The sequence below is a fragment of the Sphingomonas lacunae genome, from assembly GCF_012979535.1.
GTDB classification, from domain to species: Bacteria; Pseudomonadota; Alphaproteobacteria; order Sphingomonadales; family Sphingomonadaceae; genus Sphingopyxis; species Sphingopyxis lacunae.
This window is the reverse complement of the sequence record NZ_CP053015.1, coordinates 994,681-1,016,731: the sequence shown is the minus strand read 5'-3', so window position 1 is coordinate 1,016,731 and position 22,051 is coordinate 994,681. Positions and strand designations below refer to the sequence as shown.

The window sequence follows — 22,051 nt, the reverse complement described above, 5'->3', positions numbered from 1 at the left end:
AAGCGAAAGGGGGCCGCGAGCTTCCTCGCGACCCCCTCTCTTCCCGCTCCGGACGGCTGCCCGGGCGTCGCTGTTACCAGCTGTAATACATGTCGAATTCGACCGGGCTGGGGGTCATTTCCCAGCGGTGCACTTCGCTCCACTTCAGCTCGATATAGGCTTCGATCTGGTCCTTGGTGAACACGTCGCCCTTGAGCAGGAAGTCATGGTCGGCCGACAGCGAATCCAGCGCTTCGCGCAAGGAGGCGCAGACCGTCGGCACCTGGCTCAGTTCTTCGGGCGGCAGGTCATAGAGGTTCTTGTCCATCGCGTCGCCGGGGTGGATCTTGTTCTGGATCCCGTCGAGGCCCGCCATCAGCAGCGCCGAATAGCACAGGTAGGGGTTGGCCATCGCGTCAGGGAAACGGAACTCGACGCGCTTCGACTTGGTGCCCGCACCATAGGGGATGCGGCACGATGCCGAGCGGTTGCGCGACGAATAGGCCAGCAGAACGGGGGCTTCAAAGCCCGGCACCAGGCGCTTGTAGCTGTTGGTGGTCGGGTTGGTGAAGGCGTTCAGCGCCTTGGCGTGCTTGATGACGCCGCCGATGAAATAGAGGCACAGGTCAGAGAGGCCAGCATAGCCATTGCCGGCGAACAACGGCTCCTTGCCCTTCCAGATCGACATGTGGGTGTGCATGCCGCTGCCGTTATCGTCCTTGATCGGCTTGGGCATGAAGGTCGCGGTCTTGCCATAGGCATGGGCAACCTGGTGCACGACATATTTGTAGATCTGCATATTGTCGGCGGTCTTGACCAGCGTGTCAAAGGTCAGGCCGAGTTCGTGCTGGGCAGCGGCCACCTCATGGTGGTGCTTGTCCATGTTGAGGCCCATTTCGCGCATGGTCGAGGTCATCTCGGCGCGGATGTCGACGGCGCTGTCCACCGGGGCGACCGGGAAATAACCGCCCTTGGCGCGCGGGCGGTGGCCCATATTGCCCGAATCATAGCTGCGGCCGGTGTTGGTCGGCAGCTCGACATCGTCGATGGTGTAGCCCGAACCGGCATAGCCATTTTCGAAACGGACATCGTCAAACATGAAGAATTCGGCTTCGGGGCCGACATAGATGGTGTCGCCGATGCCAGTTGCCTTGACATAGGCTTCGGCGCGCTTGGCGGTCGAACGCGGGTCGCGGGCATAAAGTTCGCCGGTCGACGGTTCGACAATATCACAGAAGACCACGAGCATCGGCGTCGCGCTGAACGGGTCCATGTGGATGGCATCGAGGTCGGGCTTGAGGATCATGTCCGATTCGTTGATCGCCTTCCACCCGTCGATCGACGAACCGTCGAACATCAGGCCGTCTTCCAGCTGGTCTTCATCGATCAGCGCGGCGGTCATGGTCAGGTGCTGCCACTTGCCCTTGGGGTCGGTGAAGCGGAGATCGACCCATTCGATCTCCTTGTCCTTGATCATCGCGACAATGTCTTTCGGCGTGTTGGCCATGGGTGTGAGTCCTCGTCTGCAGTGCCTGTGGCGGTTGGGCCATTGGGCGTTTGGGTTGGTCTATTGTGGTCCCGCCCGCCCCGGGGCGGAATGACGACCATCAATTTCGTGAAAAAGGGATCAGATGGCGTCGTTGTCCCGCTCGCCGGTGCGGATGCGAAGGGCGGTCTCGACAGGCATGACGAAAATCTTGCCGTCGCCGATGCGGCCGGTCTGCGCGGCGTTGGCAATGGCTTCCACCACGCGTTCGGCCATCACATCATCAACCACCACTTCCAGCTTCACCTTGGGCAGAAAGTCGACGACATATTCGGCGCCGCGATACAGTTCGGTGTGGCCCTTTTGCCGGCCGAATCCCTTGGCCTCGGTCACGGTGATGCCGGATACGCCGACTTCGTGCAGCGCTTCCTTCACTTCATCCAGCTTGAACGGCTTGATGATGGCTTCGATCTTTTTCATGCATCCCCCGCAAATGTCGGTCGACGTGATGATCAGTTCCCACGCTGCCGCCGGCACGGGGCAAATGCCCGCCACTGGCGCAGGATGAGGTGTGTGTCCGGTTGGATGCAGGAACTGTGCCACTTTGCCCACAGGGCGGAGTCCCGCGAATCCCGCCGCACTTCGCTCCGGCACCCCGAGGCCGCTGCAAGAAAATCGGGCAAGCGCCCAAAATGCTGCCCGTTTTTCAGGCAGGCCGCTGCCCGGAAATTCAGCCCTGATAGGGCGGCTTGTCGAGGCCAGCCGGGCTTTTGGTGAAGATCTCACAGCCCGTTTCGGTGATGCCGATGCTATGCTCGAACTGGGCCGATAGCGACCGGTCGCGGGTCACTGCCGTCCAACCGTCGTCGAGCACCTTCACCCCCGGCTTGCCGAGGTTGATCATCGGCTCGATGGTGAAAAACATGCCGGGGCGCAGTTCGGGCCCATGCCCCGGCCGCCCGACATGGACAATCTCGGGCGCGTCATGGAACAACCGGCCCAGACCATGACCGCAAAAATCGCGGACCACGCCATAACGCTGCTTCTCGGCATGGCTCTGGATGGCATGGCCAATGTCACCCACCGTATTGCCGGGCTTGGCCTGCTCGATGCCGATCATCAGGCACTCATAGGTCACATCGACCAGCCGCCGCGCCTTCAACGGCACATCACCGACCAGGAACATGCGGCTGGTGTCGCCATGCCAGCCATCGACAATCACCGTGATGTCGATGTTGACAATGTCGCCATCCTTCAGCGCCTTTTCCGACGGGATGCCGTGGCACACGACATGGTTGATCGAAATGCAGCTCGAATGGGCATAGCCGCGGTAACCGACCGTCGCGGGCAGCGCGCCTGCCGCCAGCACAAAATCGCGCACCGCATCATCAATCACCTGCGTCACCGCACCCGGCACGACCAGCGGGACAATATGGTCCAGCGCCGCCGCCGCCAGCCGCCCCGCCTTGCGCATCCCCTCAAAGCCCTCGGGCCCATGCAGGCGGATGGCTCCGTCACGGACGGGTGTGTCGGCGGATGAAACGGTGACATAATCGATCATGGAGGGGGATATAATGGCAAACGCGACAGTTTGCCATGCCTGCGCGCTCGGCTATGGCAGGCATCATGACGCAGGAAAAAATCTGGACCGCCGCTCTGGTGGTGATCGGCGACGAGATCCTTTCGGGCCGTACGCAGGACAAGAATGTCGCGCAGATCGCGGCCTGGCTCAATGTGCAGGGCATCCGCCTCGCCGAAGTGCGCGTCGTCGCCGATGATCAGGAGGCGATCATCGAGGCGGTGAACATATTGCGCGCCCGCAATGATTATCTCTTCACCACCGGCGGCATTGGCCCGACGCATGATGACATCACCGTGGATGCCATTGCCGCCGCGCTCGGCGTCGGCGTGGTCCATCATCCCGATGCCGTCGCCATCCTCACCCGCTATTATGAAACGCGGGGCGGCGTGACCGAGGCACGGCTGCGCATGGCCCGTGTGCCAGACGGGGCGGACCTCATCCCCAACAAGATGTCGGGCGCGCCGGGCATCCGGCTCGGCAATATCTTCGTCATGGCCGGCGTACCGCACATCACCGCCGGCATGCTCGACGCGCTGACCGGCACGCTTCAGGGCGGCAAGCCGGTGGTCTCGATCACGCTCGGCGCCTGGGTGGCGGAAAGCGAAGTGTCGGACCTGCTCCGCTCGACCGAAAAGGCGCATGACGGCTGCGCCATCGGCAGCTATCCCTTCTTCCGTGAGGGGCGTGTCGGTGCCAATTTCGTCACCCGCTCGACCGATGCCGACGCGGCACAGGCATGCAGCACCGCCATCGCCACCGGCCTCGCCGCGCTCGGCTATGAGTCGACCCCCGGCGGTATCTGAGCCGGCCGGCGGCGGTCAGGCCGGGCTCGCCTTGGGCAGCTGGCGTAGCAGCACCAGCGCCGCCAGCGCAAAGCCTGTCGAGACGATGAAGGCCGCGCCGGGAAAATCGACCGGGGCATCCGGGCCGGTAAAGCGGGCCATCGTGCCGGTCAGCAACAGCGGTGCGACCAGCGAGCCCACGCCCATTGCCATCGACGCAACGCCCTGCATTTCCCCTTGTGTGTCGGCGGACGCCCGGCGGGACAGCATCGCCATCAGGCTGGGCTGCACCAGCGCGCCGATCGCGAGGAAGGGGGTGACGGCGACCGCCATCCACCCCTGTGTGGCAAAGGCATAGGCGAGGAAGCATCCTGACGCGCCGACCAGGCCGACCGATGCGGCGTTGCGCTCGCCCAGTGTCGCCACGGCCCTGCCGGTCAGGAAAATCTGGCTCAGCGCCAGTACCACGCCAACCCCCGCCAGACTCGCGCCGATGATGCCCGGGGTCCAGTCAAAGCGGGCGATCGCATACCAGGTCCAGGTCAACGGATAGACCAGGCTGGCGACCTGCCACAGCGTCAGGATCACCACCACGGCCATCACGCCCGGCACGGCGCGCGCGGTGTTGAGCGCGCCGAGCGGGTTGGCGCGGCGCCAGTCGAACGGGCGGCGGCGCTCGGGCGGCAGCGTCTCGGGGAACAGCGTCAGGCCATAGAGGAAATTGAGCCCGGCGAGGATCGCGGCGGCGATAAAGGGCGCGCGCGGGCCCATCTCGCCGAGCAGGCCGCCGATCACCGGTCCGGCGATGAAGCCGACGCCGAACGCCGCGCCGACAAAGCCGAAGTTGCGGGCGCGCTCTTCGGGCGCGGTGATGTCGGCAATCGCCGCCTGCGCTGCGGCATAGCTGCCGCCGACCACGCCCGAGATGATCCGGGCGATGAACAGCCATGGCAATGTCTGTACGACCGTCAGCAACAGATAATCGAGCGCGAGACCGCCCAGCGCGATCAGCAGCACGCGGCGGCGGCCATAGGCATCGGACAGGTTGCCCAGGATGGGTGCGGCGAAAAAGCTCGCCAGCGCCATGGCAAAGCCGATCCAGGCGCCGATGCTGATGGCCTCGTCCAACGGCTTGTTCGCCACATCCATCACCAGCTGTGGCAGCACCGGCATGATGATGCCAAAGCCGATCGCGTCGACAAAAATGGTCGCAACAATGAACAGGATGGCATGCGGTCGTTTGCTCATCGCTTATCGCTCGACGCTGCCCGCGACGCCAGAGAATCAGGAGATATTAGAGCAAAAAGAGTCACAGCAAGCATTTATTGTGGCGCGTAAAATATCCCGGCGCGCCTGAAAGTCTCTGTGCAATTCCAGCCTGTATTGTCTGCTTTCCAGTCAAAAAAGGGAGGGGGTGCAGAGGGCGCAAGGTCACTCTAACTCGCCCTCTATCTGCCGGTCGGAACGACCATTGCCCAAGCTGGAGCGGGTGAAGGGAATCGAACCCTCGTCGTAAGCTTGGGAAGCTGCAAGCTATTATGATTTTTCAATAACTTAGCTTTCCAAAAACAGTCCGAAATTGCATCAGCTTCCGCATTTTGTCGGAATGCGGTACAATGCGTAATGGCCACGATACCTGTTGAAGAGCAACCCCCTTTAGCTATCGGCACGCCCCCCAACGTGTTTGATGGATACGCGCCCGAACCAGAGGGGCCGGTCACAATCAGCGAAGGCCCGCCCACCTTTGCCGATCAGCACCAGCTGCTGCTGATCGACGGCGCGGTTCTGCTCCTGGTCATTGTGATTCTGGCGATCGCCGTGTGGCGCGGCCGCAGATGAAACGAAAAACCCCGCCGATCGCTCGACGGGATTTTCCGAGATCCCCTGACAAAGACAGTGGACAGTCCCTAGCGCGATGCCATCCGCGATCTCTCGGCTCGAAGCCTCTACCCTTGCGGGTGCGTGGGGTGGCGGTTCCCACCTCTAGGGATGTTCAGCATGTACCATTCCTGGGAAGGCACTTCAATGATCAAAGGATCTGCCACCACCGCCGACGGTTGCGCTCGATGGCCTGCCGGTCGCGTTCTTCGCAACGGCTGATGATGCCCGTCGCCGCGACATAGCGATCATTGGCCTTGTCGAGCTGCCCCGTCTGCGCGTCGGCATAGCTGATCCACTCGCCGATCGTCTCGCCTGCCGGCAGCGGCGCACCCTCAACGCCCGCTTGCCACTCCGGCGGCAGGAGCGAGCTGCACGCACTCGGGCTTGCCACGATTGGCGGCGTACCGACACAGGCCGCGACGGGCAGCGCCAGACAGGGCAGGATCCACAGGCGCATCAGCGCCCGGCGACGATTGGATGACATGGGCATTCTCCCGGTGCATTTGGTCGATAGTGTCAGAATGGCGCTCAGTGCGTCCGACAGTGGTAACGGCGTCGCGCCCTGACGCGGAAGTCGCCCCTGCCTGACTTTGCGCCACAGCGGCCGCACTGCTTGCCTGCCGGGCCTTTGAGCATTGCTGAAAGGTGACAGCGACCAGACCGAGCAGGATCAGCGCGGCAAGGAACGGCCAGGTCAATCGGCGGGCAAGGGCAAGCAGGTCCATGGCGGGCTCCTATGGAATGTCGGCGTTGTCCAGCCGTTCGTTGATGGTGGCGATGGTTTCGGCTTGTGCCGCGATCACCTCTTGCAGCTCGCCGACATCGGCCGTCGCGACCGATGCGATCGATGCTGATTGGACCACGGCCGCATTGGTGACCAACGCTTGCCGCCGCGCCAGCCGCTGCGGCGATGGAGGGGTCGGGCGCAGGCGCAGCGTCATCGGTCATCCTCTGCCGAACTGTGCGCCTCGGCCGATCCCATGGCGCCGGTCAGTTTGAAATTGCGGATGGCCGCCCGCATGGTCAGGCCAAAGGCGACCAGGGCGACAATGCCCAACGCGGCGAACAGCCCCTTGCCAAGGATGTCGAGCCGCTGGGCCGCCGTGGCGGCGGGCCAGTCCCATCGGATCAGCACGATCAGCCATATCGCCAGCCCAAAGGCGGCGACGCCGCCGCCCAGCCAGGCAAGGCCATAGAGCCACACGCGCCATTCGGGGCGCGGCGGTGTCATAGGGGATCAATCCCTTGGGCCTTGCACCACGAAACCACGTCAAAGCAGGGGCACATTTTCAGCCACTCATGCGGCTCCACCTTGCCATCGCCGTCCGCGTCGGGCGACATATCCCGGTGGCCACGGATTTTCGCAGCCGGATTTTCCGCGCGCTTCATCTCCAACAGGGTTTTGAGCGCGGCCAGCTGTGCAGGAGTCCGCGTATCCTTCGCCTTGCCGTCACGACCGATTCCGCCGACATAGCAAATGCCGATGCTGTCCCGGTTATGACCCTTGATATGGCTGCCCTGCACCGCTTCCGGGCGGCCAGCCCACACCTCGCCGTTAATGCCGATCAGCCAGTGATAGCCGATGTCAGACCAGCCCTGTGCCTTGTGCATCGACCGGATGCTTTCGACGGTAAAGGGCCGGCCCTCGACCGTGGCGGTGCAATGCACAGCGATCAGGGTAATGGCGCGCTTCACTGCTTCACCTCCGTTGGTGGCATAACCCCGCCCTTGACCGCGCCATAGGCCGCGATGAACAACAAAGCGGCAATGATCACTTTCCAGACAATGGCCCACACGCCTTTGCCCAGGTTGGCATAGAAACGGCTCTCCAGCTTGGTTTCCAACGCATCAGCGATGGCGGCGACGTCAGCATCAGTCAGCGTGCGGCGCTCACTCATCCGCCAATCCTCCGCCAGTTGCTCGCCAGCGTGATCGCGCGCAGCGTGCCGCCGGAAACCAGCAGCTCGTGCGGCAAAGTGTCCTGCCCGGCGTTCGCCGCCGTCGCGATGGAGTTAAGGCAATCGGGGTGGCTTTCATCGCGGCAGTTGATGAATTCGAGCCGCCCTTTTCGCGTCGGGTTACTCGTCGTCACGCTGCCATGGCTGTAGAAAAACGGCAGCGTTGACGAGACAGTGCGCTTGAAAACGCATTCCTCGTATCGACCCAGCTGATCGGACGAAATGCCCATACCAACGCCGGACTGTGTGGCATTATCGGTCTTGAACTCGACCCGCCGCGCAATTTGCGTGATGGCAAAATTCTGGATTTTTTCACCGACGCCAGATGCCTTCGACCGCTCAGACTGATTATCGTTATGCTCAACATAACCGCCTGCATTGCGGTTATAGATGGTCAAGTCCTCAACCTCGGAACTGAAAATGCGCTCCCACACCGGGCGAACATCGCTGCCTCCGTCAGTGCGCAGCACCGTGTTGCCCATGCCAAGACCCCGGATGATCGCCCCATGCGGGATAATCAGGTCGGAAATCAGGCCGCGCCCCGGCACATTGCGATAGGTGATGTCCTCGACATGACCGTCAACCACGCATTGGAACAGGATCGGCGCACCCGGCGCGATCATCTGGAACATCTCAAAATTGGAGATGTCATAGGTTGTGCCGGGGAACATCTGCGCCTGCACCGCCGCCAACAAGCTGGGATAGCCGGTCAGGCCCGACACGTTTGGCGTCACAGGGTCCAGCCCGGTGCCCCAAAAGATGGTGCGATAGGGCTCAACCGTGCTGGCCCGAGCCTCGGCGCGCACCGTGCGCGGGGTGCGGACGTTGCGCGGGTGGATGCCTGTCTGCGAATAGCTGGTATAGGTCAGGTTCGCCAAGCCCGACATCTTCGTCCAGTCCAGCCGCAAATGCACTTCGATGCCGCTGTTGACGGCGGGACCGGTCAGACTGGCGATGCGCAAAGTCATGCGGGACAGGTTGGTGGGGAAATACCCCCCGGCCAGAAACGGGTTCGTCGCGCTCTCAATCGAAGTGTAGAACGTGCCGACGATCACACCCATGCGCTCGCACGATACGGTCAGCCGCGCGGTCCATGTCGTTGAAGCGCCGGGCCGCTGCAAAATCACCTGACTGACATACAGGCTTTCCCGAGAGGACGCGGGCACATGGTCACAACCAATCCAGGTGATGAATTCGTTGAGCGCCGTCACCGTCGCCTTCGGCTGAAAAACGCCATAGTCCGGCGGCTTGCCGCTGTTCATCACCGTCAGGATGGCTTGCTGCTCAAACGCGGTAAAGCCCAGCGCGTTGGGGTCCAACCGCGTGGTGGATAGCGTCAGGATCGATGGCGGGCCATAGTTGGCACCATCGTCCAGATCGATCAACGCCTGCCCGGCGATCACCCCGGCAGTCGGCCCAATGACATTGACCAGCACTTTGCCGACACCGCCGTTCAGGCCGGGATCGGTCGAAGGGTTGGGGTTGCCGCCGAACAGGTGCGCATAATAAACCTTGGTCGGGTCCGCCACTTCGGCAAAGCGACAGCGCAGCAAGCCGGTCTGCCGGTCGAACCACTGCACCGCATATTCCTTGCTGTTGTCCAGCATCCACAACCGCTTGAGGCGGCGCAGCTCGGGCCGCGTGGACAATATGGCCGAATTGAGCAACGGCGTGTGCGCAATCAGCGCTTCCTCGACCATCGGTCGCAGCGAATGCGAATGCTGCACCCCGCCGCTTGTCACCGGTACCGGGCTGCCCGCCGTGTTGCGCCATTGATTGGCCACCCGCCCGCTGGCGTCGGCGGCCCAATAGGTTTCACCCAGCGGCACCCGATAACCGACCGTCGCCGTGACCGAACCGCCAGTGCCAGCCCCCGCCGCCGGGAATGTCAGCGTTGGCGCGGTGCCGCTGGTTGACAGGCCGGGATTGAGGATCGTCGCGGCGGTGATCGCGCCACCCGCCACCGTGATCGTTCCAGCAAAATCAGTCGGCCCACCACTGGCCACCAACGCATGGGTGCCATTGGTGTAGCCAGAGCCACCAACAAAGGCGAGCGCGGTGACACCGCGCGGCACGGCGGCGGCATAGGCGTTCGGATAGCAGCCATTGACCAACGCCACCGATGCCGCGCGGTCAGCCTGTATCTCGGCCAGGTCAACCTGCTGCTCGGCCAGCGCCGCCGCGTCCTCGGCTGCCTCCTGCCCGCCAAGCGCCGCAGCGGCACGGATCAACGACAAGTCTGCCTGATCCGTCGCTATGCCCGCCTGTTCGGCTGCATCCGCAACATATTGCGCCGCGCCCGACACATCGGCGTTAATGCCGACCAGCTTGCCGGCAACCTGCCCCAGCAACTGCCCATCGCTGATCTCACCGATGGCTGGCGCGGTTTCGCCAAATGCCACCATCGGCGCACGCGCGGCAATATCAGCCACATCGCGCGCTTGATCCTGCGCAATCATGGCAAGCCGGTCCAGCGCCCGCTCATGGCTTTCGGCGGGAAAGGCATTGCCGCTGACATAATCGGTTGGTTGCTCGATCGGTGTAACGCGCTCGATCCGCCAGCTCGTACCGCTCGGCCGAACTGCCAATGGGGTCACTGTGCCGCCTGCCGGATTGTCGGCGCCGGTCACCGTGTAATGGATGTTTATGGTCAGCACCGTCTCGCCGCCATCGGCGGCGATGGCCGTCACCCTCAGGTCGCCGACTGTCAAGAACCGGTGCGGGAAACTCAGCGGGTTGGCCGTTCCATCGCCGCTATAGGTTGCGATGGGCTCGGAAACGGGCACGGTCATCGGTAAATCCGTCGGCTGCTATGGCTCCTCGCTGGCCACAATGCCCGTTACATCAGGCGCCCGCGCCTCATTAATACCAGCGCCCGGGGCCCAGAAATATTCGGTGCCCATATCCTCGGCCTGCTGGCCCAGACGGCGGAAACCATCTTCATGATTGGGGTCGGCCCAGCGCGAAAGATTGTCGAGGATGATCCGCTCGAATGCCAGCCGCGCATACCACAGGCTGCCGCCCGGCGTTTCGCTTTTCAGGATCCTGACCGCCGCCCGGCCCGGGTTGGCATCCCCGCTGCCATCGCCCGGCACATCGTCCATCAGATATTTGACCGGCTGCGTCAGCAACAGGTTGCCGACATTGTTGATCGTCTGCGCCGATGGACCGGCCACGGTCGTCATGACATCGAATCCGAACCGGTTGGTGGAGCTTTTCAGGAAATCGCCGACTATGCCCCACCCGCCGCCTTGCAGCGATGCCGCAGCCCAGAATGACGCTGTCGCCTGCGGATCATCAGGGTCATACACTTCGCGCGGGTCGCGCCCCTTGCTCACCTCTTTCAGCTGGATCGCGGCGGCCCCGGCCAATGTCGTCAGGATCATCATGTTGGCCGCATAGGTCGCGCGGGAAAAACCCTGCTGCGCCATGATGCGGCCAATCTGCTGCCACATCAGGGTGATGGGAAACGCCTTGAATTGCAGCATGGTCCGGCCAGCCTCACCGACCCATGTGCCGCGCTGCAACGTGCTGTTGAACGCCGCCCGCGTGCGCAGCGTTGCCACCGGCACCGCCATGTCGGTTTCAGCCATGATCATGCGCAGCACGGCGTCGCGCACCTTCTGGTCGCCAATGTTCCCCGGCAGGATCCATTCGGCCCCCTTGTGGTTCTCGATCGGCGTGGCGCGCAGCGCGTCCCACTGGCTCGCCGTCAGGCCATGCCGCTCGAAACTGCCGCGAAAATCGGGATCGAGCTCGGCAAATCGCAGATGCCGGTTGCCGGTGATGGTGGACAGGAAATCCATGCCGAATGCCCAGCGGCCGCCATCGGTCATCGCGTTCAGGCCACTGGCGCGCAACACGCCTTCCGCCGTGCGACGGGCGATATCGCCGGTGATTTCCTCGCCGGTCATGCGCGCCTGGGCCGCCGCTATCTGTGCCGCACCCTCCCATGTCAGCATGGCGCGGACCGCAAATTGCCGGTCGGCATCGCTGGCCGGGTTCAACAGGCCGGCCTGTGTGCGGATCATGCGTGCCACCGGCAGGCCGTTGAATCGGCGGGCAAGGATCTGCGTCGCCTGGTCGCTCGTTGTCGACAGCACGGCACTGCCCAGCTTGGTCGCCACCTGCCATGCCCGCAACGCGCCAAACCCCAGCGCCAGCGTCTCACTGTCGGGGCGGCGATTGGTGCCGATGAACTCGTCATAAAACCGCTGCACCCGGTCACCCGCGCGCCGGGCAGCCTCTCGCCGCGCCTTGCTGCCGCCCTTGGCGATCGCATCCTTTTGCAGCATGTCGCCCAGCCACCGCACCGTCTGCGCCGGGTTCGGGCCCAGCATTTCCATCGCGGCGATCTCGCGGCTCATATGCTCGATATGGCCCATGATCGTGTCGAACGGGGATCCCTTGCCGCCAAAGCGGTTGGCATAGGCCATCCAGTCATCGGCCGATTTGAAATGCAGGAACCGGCTGTGGTCGCGCTGTCCGGCCAGACTGCCCCGCGTGAACGCACCGGGGGTCATCTTGCTGATGCCGTCGCTGCTGATCGTCTCATAGACATCGCGCAGCGCCAGCTCCAACGCCTCATCGCTGAACGGCGCATTGGTCCGCTCGTCGATCATCCGTTGCCGGTCCAGCCGGGGCCAGATTTCGTCGCGCCAGACAGCATAGCCGGCATCGGATATGGCCTGGCTGTCATGGCTCTGGGGCAGGCCATAATTGTCAAGCTTGCCGGTATTGCCCCCCGCCGCGTTGCGCCGCAGCCGCAGCATCTCGAACGTCTCGCGCACCGCGTCGGCCAGCTCGCGCGCATTGGCATTCTCGACCGTCTCGCCAAACAGCGCCCGCACAATGTCGTCCAGCCCGGCCTTGTCCTGCACCCGGCCAATGATGTCACGGCGGTGACGGGCCAGAAATCCGGCCAGAGTCGCATGGGCCTGCCCCTTGATCGCCACCGCCTGATACTCGACATTGGCATAGGGCGCATATTCGCGCCGGGCCAGCAATGCGTCGGCCGCCTCGCCCATATGGCCGGGCCGGTCGGGATCCAGCACGCGCAAGCCGCCCGCACCAGTGCCATAGCTTTGCATGTTGAGCCATGCCTGCCGCTGGGCCTGCACCTGCAACAGCGTCCGCCGCTTTTTCAGCGCGGCGGCCTGCTCCATCGCCCGAAGCGTCTCCTGCGTCGCCATGCCGGCAGCGGTCTGATCGCCAAACTGGCGGCGGTAATTGCGCTTCAGCTCGCCATACAGGCCGGTCAGCTCGTCAGCCTGCTCCTGCGTCAGCTGCCCCTTGGCGACCAGGTCGGGAATACAGACATCAAGGCTCATGGCTTACCCTTCACAGGCATCCGCGCACCGCCTCGATGGCGGCCGCGTCACGGTCAAACTCGTCGAAAATGTCGGCCAGCGGGCGCGGGTCGCCATCATCCAGGGCGAACATGTCCGGGCCGTCCTGCGCCAGCTCGTCGGCCAGCGCCTTCAGGTCATGGTCAATGCTGTCCACCTGGGCACGCGGGCCGGGCCCTTCGGCCGCATCATCAAACGGCCGCAGCGTCGGCTCGTCAAACAGGGCAAAACCGGTCTGGCCCGCCGCCTCTATCTCGGCACGGCTCGGCCAGGCATTGTCGTTCAGGTCGGGCTGGTCGGAATAGCCTGACTGCGGCGGTATGCCAGCATCCTCTCCCGCAACATCGCTTCCGCGTCCGATTGCATCAGCATTGACACCATCGATCGCGTCAACGCCGGGTCCTTCCACTTCGGCTCCGCGCCGGACAAGCTCGTTGACATCGATGGCCCGGACATCGCGGACGAACTGGCGGACGACGTCGGATTGCCGCTGGCCGTCGGCAAGGGCTCTTGCCCCCCGGTCGATGGCGTCCTTGACCGGACCGGCGCGCCAGGCGAGGCGGGCGATGATGTCAACGGCTGTCGCATTGTCCAGCGCCTCCTGCGCGCTCCGGGTCACATCGATGCGGTTGCCCGCCGTGCCCAATGTCTCGGCATTGTTTGCCGCCGTGGTGAAAATCTGGCGCATCTTGCGCAATTCGGCAAGGCCGCGATCGAGCACACGCGACCGCTCGACCATCAGCGATACGGTCGAATCCAGCGTGCCGAACATGTCGGCCTGCGTTTCGCGCGTGAAACCGGCGGCAATGCCCTGCTGCACAATGCCATCGGCCTCGCCCAGCGTGCGCGGTTGCAGACGGATCAACAGGTTGACCAGCGCCGCCTGTGTGCCCGGGTCATTGACCGCGCGGCCGACAATCGCCGCATGGGCAGGGTCAACCAGCTCATTGACCACCGCGCCAAAGGCTTCGTCACCCAGCCGTGCCAGACCGCCAGCATCGCGCACCAGCGCCGATCGCGGCGGCAGATAGCGGGCGGCCGCGTCGGGCCCCATGGCACGAAACACCTTGGCCGCGTCAACCGGCGTGCCACTGCCCTCGGCAATGTTCTTCAACGCCGCCCAGGTCCGCACGCTCTGCGCGTCCCAGCCGTCAGCCTCGCGCATCACGATCGCGTCAATCATCGGGTTTTGGCCGGGATCAGCAGCGGCAATGCGCCGGGCAAGGCCCAGCCGCTGATGGCCATCAGCGATAAGGCGGCGCCCATCTTCGGCTTCCCAGACAATGGTGCGACCGGCCAGCACCGGATTCCAGGTTTCGACCCCTTGCAGCCGCTCAGTGACGCCAAAGGCATCGCCACCGCCTTTGAACTGCATCAGCTCGGCATCGACATCCACTTCGTCAGGGCGAAACCGCGCTGTCGTCAGCGTGCTCATGTCGGGCAACATCATCGCCTGCTGGTTCAGCACCGTCGCCTCGGCCCGCAAGGCTTCTGTGGTTACGCCGGTATCAGCAACCGGATTACTCGATGGTGGCGGCGCCGTCTCTGCTGCCGGTCGGCGTGGCGCCCTTCCGGGCCTTGCGCTGGTCCGGCGCGCCATTTCGTCCAATATGTCACCAGCGGTCATGGTGCGGCGCAAATGGGGATTCTGATCAAAGATCAGGCGAGTCATCCGCCCGCCTTCGGCCTCGAGAAAAATCGATTCTAATGTTCGGCCGCGCGGTGATGCCAATATGGCACGGGCACTGGCGGGACTGAAATGATGATGCAAATACAGGTTTGCTGGCGTCGCTGGAAATCCCCAACTGGCCAAATTGCGCATGTAACCTGCGCCGGCATCATCCATCAGCTGCTCTTGCATTTGCGGACTACGCCGCAACTCCAAAATCTGCGCGCGGGTTCGACCGTCATTGCCAAACCGGCGGCGATACAGGCCGACCCATGTGTCGGGCATAAACTGATATATGCCGGCAGCATTAGATCCAGTGCCGTTGTTATAGGCGCGGCCATTGCCGCTTTCAAAATGGCCAATCCGGTTTTTGACAACACGCCAGGCGTCACCACCTACGGACGTGACCTCACCCGCCGCTGCTGCTCGGCCAGGGGCGCTAGGCATCGGTGACGCAGTCGCCAGCTCGCCCGACACCTGCGGCAATCCCGCACGCGCGGCCGCCTCATAATCGATCGCCGGCAGGTCGTTCAGCACGCGGCTGATGGCATCACCCAGCCGTTCGGCATGGGCATCGGCCGCATTGGGTCCCTGATAGGGGTTGACCGTGTCAATCTCGGCCTGCCGCTCGATCACCGCCACAGCCGCCCGCTCGGTCGGCGTCAGCACACCGTCGCGCGCCACGCGGACACCCTCGGCCAGGTCCATGTCAGACAGTCCGTCAAACAGATCCTGCGACAGGCGCACACCGCGCCAGCTATTCTCGTCCACCACCGCGCCAGACAGCGCACGCGCAATCTGCTGGTCAACACTGCCCCGCTCATTCCATGCCCGCGCCAGTGGGGCTGTCGCGGTCATTGCGGCATCGGCCAGAACCCTGCCGCCTACGCCCACTGTGCCGCCAAACAGCGCAGCCGCGCCGACGTTACGGGCGACATCGCTGGCGGTGACATCCTCGCCCAGATTGGCACGGCCTTGCATGAACATCGGCGTCTGCAACAGCTCGACCGCGCTGTTGGCCAACGCCTCGCGGGCAAATATCTGCAACAATGTCTTGCCGCCGCCGCCGATCGGCAGCGTCAGCAGGTTGACCGGGTCTGTAAAGGATGATCCCGCCGATCCGATCAGATTGGGCAGGAAGCCACCGCGATCGACAATGCCTTGGTCGCGTGCCCGTTCTCCGTTCCGGGTCAGGATGGCACGGTCAAACTCGTCGCGCGTCGCCGGCAGACTGGCAAAGCCGCGATGACCGCGCGCCCGCGCCGCCGCAATCTCGCGCCACACAGCATCCCGGTCAATTTCTTCCATGCCGGCGGGCGTCGGGCCATTGCCCATGCGGGCAGAAATGTCGATTTCCTGCGGCTTCCACAGCCGGTCACGGGGAACGCCCAATGCTTGCAGGTCACGCACCAGTCCGACATAGCGTTCGGCCAGCCGGCCATCCTGCACCAGCACCTGCTCATCAACACCCAGCCGGAACGCCGCGCCAATCGTTTCAAGAAAGCCCGAATCCGGCCCCTCGCTCGCGGTTACGGGCGCTTCCGGTTCGGGGGCATAAATGCCAAAGACACCGCCGCCACTCACCGGCCAAGCCTTTGCAGGTCAATCGCACCGACCCGGCCATTTTGCAGGACGGCAAAGCCGCCCCGCCGGTCGCGGAAGCGATAGCGGCCATCCGCCTGCATGACCGGCAGATAGTTGGTCCTCAACATCTCACCGCTGATTTCCGTACCGTCGCGCATGAACAGCCCTGTCGTGCGGAGCGATGCCATGCGGCTTTCAAACTCGCGCTGCGTCAGCCGGGGATTGAGCAGGACCGGCTGCCCTTCCCAATTGCCGATGCCACCCTGCCGCTGGCCATCGCTGCGCGTCGTCGCGCCGGTCGCAAGGTGCAACATGCGCAGCGCGCGGGCAGGATCCACCCGCGATTCCGCCGTATCCGGCACATTGTCCCGGCTGGCATGATAGGCATAGAGCGATCGCGCGGCCGCCAGCACATTGTTGCGCGATTGCGGCGGCATCAGTGCCATGGCCGCCCCGATCGCCTGCTGCAACCCGGCATCCAGCGCACGCGGCGCGGTATAGCTGTTGCCGATTAGACTACGCCCTTCCAGGACTTGCCCACCGACCTGTCCGGGCAGGCCCGCCGCATGAATGAACAACTCATCATTCGGCGCCAACTGCGTCGCTACTTGTCGCACCGCCTGCGGATCCACACCCATGAACGCCTGTGCCGTCGCCAGCGCCTGCCGGCGCCCTGTCGGCGTGTCCATGTCGGCCTGTATCTGGGTCACCTCCTGCGGCGACAGATAGACCGGTGGCCTGCCTGTTGCCTCGGCTGTCGCTCTGGCTGCCGCCACCCGTCGGCCGACACTGCTTCGATTCGATAGGTCGATCGGTTCATACTGGATGCCCAGCGCCGCGCCAAAGGCTTGCGGATCATTGTCCACCTGTGTTGTCCGGGCACCCAACATGGACTGCAAATGGTCGCGCGCAATGATCCAGGCCGGTTCGGCCCGCTCGCCAGCTTGGGCAATCTGTCCGTTCAGGGCGCGCAGACGCTGCTCGATCTGCAATGGCGTCGCCGAACGGAACTCCCGGTTGAGCGCGTCCTTTACTGCCAGCTTCGCCATGTCATAGGCATCGCCGGTGAATCCATAGGTCGCGGCGTTCGCGCGGGCCCGGTCAAGCCGTGCCGGATCAATCGGGATGCCGTCGGCCGCCTCGCGTTGCAGCTGGTCGATCTCCTCCTTGGCCGCCGCCGCCGCTGCACGGGCCTCGGCCTGGGCGGCCAGCTCGCGACGGCGGATCTCGACATCCGCGCCATTGCGCAGCGCGTCCTGCTGTTGCGGCGTCAGCTCGGCATCAAATGCCCCACTGGCGAGCAAGGGGCCAATCTGTTCGGGCGGGCGGTTGCCGACCCATCCCGCCACCGCCTGTTGCCGGTACTGCCGCGTCAATTCGGCCTTGGTCCGGCCATCAAGCGACAGGGCATTGATTGATGCGGTGAATCCGTCAATTTCCGTCTGCAATGCTTCGGGCGTCGCCGCCCGCGCTGCGCGATTGGCAAAGGCATTGCCGGCCACGCCCACATTGTCCACCGTTGCCCGTACCGTTTGACCCCGTTCAAAGGCATCCGCCTCACTGACAAAACTTGCCCGCGCCGCCGCAATTTGCGGAGCAAAGCGGGCACGCACGTCCGGGTCGCCGATGCTGTCCAGCAATGCTGCGGCCCGCTCGTCAAACAACTGGCCCATCGCCGCCGCATGGCCGGGGGCGCCTGCGCGGGCTGTCATCCGCGCTTCATTGTCGGCCGCGTCCAATTCCCCGCGCAGTGTTGCCAGACCTGCCATCGCCTGACTGACATCGATGTCGCGCTTGCGCTCGGCTTCCATCCGGGCTTCGCGCACCGCGCGCTGGCCAATGTCCATGCCGATACCGGCAATGGCATCGCCGATGCCGGCACCGAAACTGTCGGGATTGGCCGTGGGCAGGGCCCCGCTCGTCATCTGCGGGGCAATCTGGGGACGATAGACGCTGGCCATGATCTACTGCCCCTTTCCGCTGCTCGGGCCACCACGGCCGCCGCTGCTTGATCCGGGTTGGTTCGATCCACGTGGCGCAACAGGTCCGCGTGCCGCCGCATAGTCCGCCCGGTAATTGCCAATGGCACCTGCCGCGCCGATCAGCTCCGCCGCCGCGCCGAACAGGCCCTGCTCCATCGCCATCCTGCCTTGTGCACGCAGCCCAGCCGCCTTGCCGGCGGCGTTGCGGCGGGCCTGCATGACATCGACCTCGCGGTTCAACAGGCTTTGCTCCAGCACGGTCAGCGCCGTTCCTTCACCAATCGCAAAGCCGCTTTCGGCCATGCTGCCCAACTGGTTGACCATCGTCGCCCGCGCGGCATCGCGCACCTGCATGGCTTCGGCATTGCCGATTGCCAGGGCTTCATCAGCCTGCGTCTGGGCAACCGCCTGGTTGAACAGACCGGCGCGCACGCCACCAACGGCTTTGACGATACCGCCCGCTGCCATCATCGGAACCGCTAGCTGCGCCATTATCGCACCCTCTCATACAGCTCATAATCTTCGGACAGCGGCCCCCACTTGGCCAGCCGGGCAACCAGCCGGAACCCTGCCAGCCGCAGAAACTGCCCCTCGGATGGCACGGCGGCCCGGGCCAGCGCCTCAATGCGGACAAAGGGCTGACTGTCGAGGATCCGGCGCATCTCTCGCATCACGCTCAGCTGGTGCACGCCCAGCTTGCCGATCAGCGCCCATGCCGTCACTTGCACAGCGGGAAACACTTCGCCCAGCCCGGCGCACATCAATATCTCGCCGGCATCGTCAACGGCTGTCCAGGCCGGCCCCATCAGGTCCAGTTCCATGCCATAGCGCAGGTTGCGCACCGGCTCGAACGCGCCCATCTGGCCAATCTGGCTTTGCTGCAAATGGATGGCCACCGCATCGGTTGGCTGGAATGCACGGATCCGCGCCATCACTGATCCCCCAGCTCGATCCGCGCGATGATCGCCGACAATATCCAGGGGAAGGGCGTGCGTGATTCCAGCGTGGCCTGCCCATCGCTATTCCACCCGCCGCCAACGCTGCGGGTCACCGTGCCGCTGAACAGGCCGGGGCCGCTGCCCATCAGGGCACTGTTCGGCCGATCGGTCAGCTCATCCAGCTTGCCACCCTTGTCACCGCCGAACACCCGGAAACTGTCGATCAGGCGGGCAATGAGGCGATTCAGGCGACGGCGCCGCCCCTGGCTCGTGCCGTCGCGCATAGGCACATCGGGCGACAGCGTCGTCATCCGGGCAGTGTACAGCTTCCCGACATGAACCTTGGATGCTGCCGGGCTGATGGTCACCGTCCCGTCGTTTGCCACCACCTGCGGCGGTTGAATGGCGCCATCGGCCAAAATGGCGACAGTCTCGCCGGCCAGATGCAGCAGGCCGCCGATGCTGCTCACCGGGGCGCCCACATGGCTGACGCCGCTGTCCAGATGGTAACTGTCCGCCGGCGTCAAACCGGCATCCTCGTCCCACCATTCGGCCAGCTGCTCGACGCTGATGGTCCCGCCGCGATCGACAAGCAGCCACAGGTCATCGCGGCTGCCGTCGGTTGACGGGATAACACAGATGGAACGCACTGCCGCCCCTTCGATCGACAGGCCCATGGCCCATCCCTTGACATCCTGGTCGGGGTTGTAACTGTGCACTGCAACCGTCCCGTCGCTGCGCAGCGCCCACAGCAATTCCTCTGTCTCGGCCTGATAGGCCAGCTGCGTCAGCTTCGGCCGACCCATCTGCCGGGCATAAAGCAACAGGTTGCGCGCCGTGCGACGGTCTTGTTCGATGGCATAACGCGCCGCGCGGATCTTGTGGCCGCCGCGCTGGATGAAAATGGTTTCAGTCGCGGTCTGCACCGTGTCGGCCGCCTCGCTGCCATGCCAGCTGTTCGGCTTGATCTGCATGTTGCCGCCAGAGAAAATCTCGGACGTGTTTTGCGGGGTGATCGAAAACTCCCCCCGGCTCGTGCCGATCAACAGGGCGTCGCCATCGACCTGGCACCACAGGGGCCTGTCGGGCGCATCGATCAGGCGCCGGAACCCCATATCCTCGGATCGCTCGGCATCCTCGTTATACTCGCTGAAATCCTCATAATCGCCCAGCACGCTGCCGGCGAATTCATTGGCTTTGAACAGGCACAACCGCCCGCGATAGATGGTGACCAGGTGCGGCCATCCCGCCGCGTCGGACATCCAGCCATGCGACCAGCGATAGCTGCCGGTTGTCGTCACGCTTGACGGAATGCGGCGGACAACCTCGGCCGTGACCTCTGTTGCCGACGTGAATCCGGTGATTCGCACAATGCCGAACCGGTCATGAACATAGGCCCAGCGGACGCCATAGGGGCCCTTGCTGTTGATGTCCGTGCCGCTTGATCCGTCCCATTCGGCCCCGCGTGTGTGCAGCGGCTGCTCATTGCCGGTGCGCCCGCTGGTTTCGGCCCGATACACCTTGCCCTCTGATCGCCGCAACGTGCCGATGGTAATGCCGTCAATGCCGGGCTGCCATGCCTCGATATCGCTGAAATCCTCGGCTTCAATACGAAATTGAGCACCCACATGGCCTGCCTGCCAAACATCGCCACCAATCGCGTTCAGCGTGACCGTGCCGGTCACGTCATCAGCATAGACAAACACCGCCTCATTGCTGTTAGGCGTGGCAAACGGCTCCACTTTCAGCGCCAGCGGGGCATAGGTGAATGTTGCCGCGCCGGTGCGGATCAGCTTGGCCGGGGGGTGATTCTCATGCGCCAGCCGCAGCACATCATTGCTTTGGATCTGCGACACCTGCGTCGCCTCGATCTCGCTGTACGGCACCTCGACCTCGACCGGATTGTCGCTCTCGTCCAGCAACACCGCGTCATTGGTCATGAAATGGACGAGCTGATCGCTCCAGACGAGCACATAGGCTTGCGTCGCATTGAACACGAACGGGCTCAACCAGCTTGCGCTGGCCGGCGCTTCTGCCCGCCAGCGCGTGCCGGGGCGCTTGATCAGCGGCCCCTCGACTGTCGGGATCATGTTGGTCAGCTCGGCAACCGCCGTGCCGTAAATCTGTGTGTCGACACGCGATTGCAGCCGGCGCGACAGCGCGCCGCCGTTGAAACTGGCCTGGATGACATTCGTACCGCTCACCAGCCACTGCCCTCGCCGATGCCGGACGGGCCGGTGATGCGCGACGTGATCCAGCTGCTGTCCATGGCCGGTTCGGGCGGGTTCTCGCGGCCGTCAACCGCCTTGGCCTCGGCCAGCGCCAGTCGGTAATCCCGGTCAATGGCCGCCTTGCGGTTCAGATCGCCGGTGATCCGCTCACTGATCTGCCAGGCCAGACGGCAGGCGAATGCCCGGACAAAGCAACTGTCCCACAAGGCGGCATTTTCGACCCGCGACACATAGCGCAGGCCGACAGGGCCGGGTCCATAGGACAACAGCCCCTGCGCCTCGATCGCATAGTCGCGGGTCAGCGTGCCGCCGATCGCCACGTCCAGCACCCGCAGGCAATCGGGCGGCAGGGTGTACAAATGGGTGAAATCATTGACCGGCGCATAGCCATCGACAGCGGTCAGCATCGTCCGGCGGATGGCGAAATTCCACGGATGCTTGCGCAACACCTCGTCGCGGACAGCATCCCACACAGCGGCGATCGTACGGGCGGCCTTGGTATCATCCAGCGGATCAACCAGCTGGTCATCTTCCCCGATGATCGACAGGGCCAGATTGGAAACAGCTACACGGTCAACCATGGCGTCATCCGCTCATATCGGGGCAGGGAAAGGGAGAAAACGGCCCGGTG

19 protein-coding genes are annotated in these 22,051 nt (G+C 64.1%); 2 read left to right on the top strand and 17 right to left on the bottom strand.

From position 1 onward, the window contains the following. Nucleotides 1-73 precede the first annotated feature (73 nt). The 3 genes from glnA to map form a co-directional block, all read right to left on the bottom strand. Nucleotides 74-1,486: a type I glutamate--ammonia ligase gene (glnA, locus tag GV829_RS04730; protein WP_169944343.1), complete on the bottom strand. Its 1,413-nt coding sequence runs from the start codon at nucleotides 1,484-1,486 to the stop codon at nucleotides 74-76. Between the two features lie 120 nt (nucleotides 1,487-1,606). Then, nucleotides 1,607-1,945, bottom strand: a complete 339-nt coding sequence (locus GV829_RS04725; RefSeq protein ID WP_169944341.1) for a P-II family nitrogen regulator — start codon at nucleotides 1,943-1,945, stop codon at nucleotides 1,607-1,609. A gap of 250 nt (nucleotides 1,946-2,195) precedes the next feature. Next, complete coding sequence (gene map, locus GV829_RS04720; protein ID WP_169944339.1) at nucleotides 2,196-3,026, bottom strand: type I methionyl aminopeptidase; 831 nt, start codon at nucleotides 3,024-3,026, stop codon at nucleotides 2,196-2,198. Nucleotides 3,027-3,091: 65 nt separating this feature from the next. Between map and GV829_RS04715 the strand changes: the two genes are divergently transcribed. Continuing rightward, nucleotides 3,092-3,850, top strand: a complete 759-nt coding sequence (locus tag GV829_RS04715; RefSeq protein ID WP_169944337.1) for a competence/damage-inducible protein A — start codon at nucleotides 3,092-3,094, stop codon at nucleotides 3,848-3,850. A gap of 15 nt (nucleotides 3,851-3,865) precedes the next feature. Here GV829_RS04715 and GV829_RS04710 read toward each other — a convergent pair whose 3' ends face one another. Next, nucleotides 3,866-5,077 (bottom strand): MFS transporter, encoded by a 1,212-nt coding sequence (locus GV829_RS04710; RefSeq protein ID WP_169944335.1) that lies wholly within the window; start codon nucleotides 5,075-5,077, stop codon nucleotides 3,866-3,868. Between the two features lie 375 nt (nucleotides 5,078-5,452). Between GV829_RS04710 and GV829_RS04705 the strand changes: the two genes are divergently transcribed. Then, nucleotides 5,453-5,668 (top strand): hypothetical protein, encoded by a 216-nt coding sequence (locus tag GV829_RS04705; protein ID WP_169944333.1) that lies wholly within the window; start codon nucleotides 5,453-5,455, stop codon nucleotides 5,666-5,668. A 190-nt stretch (nucleotides 5,669-5,858) separates the two neighbouring features. Here the strand turns inward: GV829_RS04705 and GV829_RS04700 are convergent, their stop codons facing one another. The 13 genes from GV829_RS04700 to GV829_RS04640 form a co-directional block, all read right to left on the bottom strand. Further along, nucleotides 5,859-6,194 (bottom strand): hypothetical protein, encoded by a 336-nt coding sequence (locus GV829_RS04700; RefSeq protein ID WP_169944330.1) that lies wholly within the window; start codon nucleotides 6,192-6,194, stop codon nucleotides 5,859-5,861. A gap of 250 nt (nucleotides 6,195-6,444) precedes the next feature. Continuing rightward, entirely contained in the window at nucleotides 6,445-6,651 is a 207-nt protein-coding gene (locus GV829_RS04695; protein ID WP_169944328.1) for a hypothetical protein, read from the bottom strand. Further along, entirely contained in the window at nucleotides 6,648-6,941 is a 294-nt protein-coding gene (locus GV829_RS04690) for a hypothetical protein (protein WP_169944326.1), read from the bottom strand. Before GV829_RS04690 ends, GV829_RS04695 begins: the two co-directional genes overlap by 4 nt. Continuing rightward, nucleotides 6,938-7,405, bottom strand: coding sequence for an N-acetylmuramoyl-L-alanine amidase (locus GV829_RS04685; protein WP_169944323.1), 468 nt, complete (start codon nucleotides 7,403-7,405; stop codon nucleotides 6,938-6,940). Before GV829_RS04685 ends, GV829_RS04690 begins: the two co-directional genes overlap by 4 nt. Then, nucleotides 7,402-7,608 carry a hypothetical protein gene (locus GV829_RS04680; protein ID WP_169944321.1) on the bottom strand — a complete coding sequence of 69 codons (207 nt, stop codon included), beginning with the start codon at nucleotides 7,606-7,608 and terminating at the stop codon, nucleotides 7,402-7,404. The genes GV829_RS04685 and GV829_RS04680 overlap by 4 nt, the downstream gene beginning before the upstream one ends. Beyond that, nucleotides 7,605-10,460, bottom strand: coding sequence for a hypothetical protein (locus tag GV829_RS04675; protein ID WP_169944319.1), 2,856 nt, complete (start codon nucleotides 10,458-10,460; stop codon nucleotides 7,605-7,607). The genes GV829_RS04680 and GV829_RS04675 overlap by 4 nt, the downstream gene beginning before the upstream one ends. An 18-nt stretch (nucleotides 10,461-10,478) precedes the next feature. Next, on the bottom strand, nucleotides 10,479-12,998 hold the full coding sequence (locus GV829_RS04670) for a hypothetical protein (protein WP_169944317.1): 2,520 nt from the start codon (nucleotides 12,996-12,998) through the stop codon (nucleotides 10,479-10,481). 10 nt (nucleotides 12,999-13,008) lie between these two features. Continuing rightward, nucleotides 13,009-16,269, bottom strand: a complete 3,261-nt coding sequence (locus GV829_RS04665; protein WP_169944315.1) for a lytic transglycosylase domain-containing protein — start codon at nucleotides 16,267-16,269, stop codon at nucleotides 13,009-13,011. Then, the gene (locus GV829_RS04660; RefSeq protein ID WP_169944313.1) at nucleotides 16,266-18,230 is read right to left on the bottom strand and encodes a hypothetical protein; all 1,965 of its coding nucleotides are present in this window, start codon (nucleotides 18,228-18,230) and stop codon (nucleotides 16,266-16,268) included. The genes GV829_RS04665 and GV829_RS04660 overlap by 4 nt, the downstream gene beginning before the upstream one ends. A gap of 3 nt (nucleotides 18,231-18,233) precedes the next feature. Continuing rightward, on the bottom strand, nucleotides 18,234-18,743 hold the full coding sequence (locus GV829_RS04655) for a hypothetical protein (protein WP_169944311.1): 510 nt from the start codon (nucleotides 18,741-18,743) through the stop codon (nucleotides 18,234-18,236). Further along, entirely contained in the window at nucleotides 18,743-19,183 is a 441-nt protein-coding gene (locus GV829_RS04650; protein ID WP_169944309.1) for a hypothetical protein, read from the bottom strand. The genes GV829_RS04655 and GV829_RS04650 overlap by 1 nt, the downstream gene beginning before the upstream one ends. Next, on the bottom strand, nucleotides 19,183-21,393 hold the full coding sequence (locus GV829_RS04645) for a phage tail protein (RefSeq protein WP_169944307.1): 2,211 nt from the start codon (nucleotides 21,391-21,393) through the stop codon (nucleotides 19,183-19,185). Before GV829_RS04645 ends, GV829_RS04650 begins: the two co-directional genes overlap by 1 nt. Beyond that, the gene (locus tag GV829_RS04640) at nucleotides 21,390-22,001 is read right to left on the bottom strand and encodes a phage connector family protein (protein WP_169944305.1); all 612 of its coding nucleotides are present in this window, start codon (nucleotides 21,999-22,001) and stop codon (nucleotides 21,390-21,392) included. The genes GV829_RS04645 and GV829_RS04640 overlap by 4 nt, the downstream gene beginning before the upstream one ends. Between the last annotated feature and the right edge of the window lie 50 nt (nucleotides 22,002-22,051).

What these genes read in the sequence shown, in the direction of transcription:
- GV829_RS04650 (WP_169944309.1), bottom strand. Translation starts at nt 19,183, where the DNA reads ATGGCGCGGATCCGTGCATTCCAGCCAACCGATGCGGTGGCCATCCAT.
- GV829_RS04725 (WP_169944341.1), bottom strand. Translation starts at nt 1,945, where the DNA reads ATGAAAAAGATCGAAGCCATCATCAAGCCGTTCAAGCTGGATGAAGTG.
- map (WP_169944339.1), bottom strand. Translation starts at nt 3,026, where the DNA reads ATGATCGATTATGTCACCGTTTCATCCGCCGACACACCCGTCCGTGAC.
- glnA (WP_169944343.1), bottom strand. Translation starts at nt 1,486, where the DNA reads ATGGCCAACACGCCGAAAGACATTGTCGCGATGATCAAGGACAAGGAG.
- GV829_RS04680 (WP_169944321.1), bottom strand. Translation starts at nt 7,608, where the DNA reads ATGAGTGAGCGCCGCACGCTGACTGATGCTGACGTCGCCGCCATCGCT.
- GV829_RS04710 (WP_169944335.1), bottom strand. Translation starts at nt 5,077, where the DNA reads ATGAGCAAACGACCGCATGCCATCCTGTTCATTGTTGCGACCATTTTT.
- GV829_RS04670 (WP_169944317.1), bottom strand. Translation starts at nt 12,998, where the DNA reads ATGAGCCTTGATGTCTGTATTCCCGACCTGGTCGCCAAGGGGCAGCTG.
- GV829_RS04695 (WP_169944328.1), bottom strand. Translation starts at nt 6,651, where the DNA reads ATGACGCTGCGCCTGCGCCCGACCCCTCCATCGCCGCAGCGGCTGGCG.
- GV829_RS04640 (WP_169944305.1), bottom strand. Translation starts at nt 22,001, where the DNA reads ATGGTTGACCGTGTAGCTGTTTCCAATCTGGCCCTGTCGATCATCGGG.
- GV829_RS04655 (WP_169944311.1), bottom strand. Translation starts at nt 18,743, where the DNA reads ATGGCGCAGCTAGCGGTTCCGATGATGGCAGCGGGCGGTATCGTCAAA.
- GV829_RS04675 (WP_169944319.1), bottom strand. Translation starts at nt 10,460, where the DNA reads ATGACCGTGCCCGTTTCCGAGCCCATCGCAACCTATAGCGGCGATGGA.
- GV829_RS04700 (WP_169944330.1), bottom strand. Translation starts at nt 6,194, where the DNA reads ATGTCATCCAATCGTCGCCGGGCGCTGATGCGCCTGTGGATCCTGCCC.
- GV829_RS04715 (WP_169944337.1), top strand. Translation starts at nt 3,092, where the DNA reads ATGACGCAGGAAAAAATCTGGACCGCCGCTCTGGTGGTGATCGGCGAC.
- GV829_RS04660 (WP_169944313.1), bottom strand. Translation starts at nt 18,230, where the DNA reads ATGGCCAGCGTCTATCGTCCCCAGATTGCCCCGCAGATGACGAGCGGG.
- GV829_RS04690 (WP_169944326.1), bottom strand. Translation starts at nt 6,941, where the DNA reads ATGACACCGCCGCGCCCCGAATGGCGCGTGTGGCTCTATGGCCTTGCC.
- GV829_RS04705 (WP_169944333.1), top strand. Translation starts at nt 5,453, where the DNA reads ATGGCCACGATACCTGTTGAAGAGCAACCCCCTTTAGCTATCGGCACG.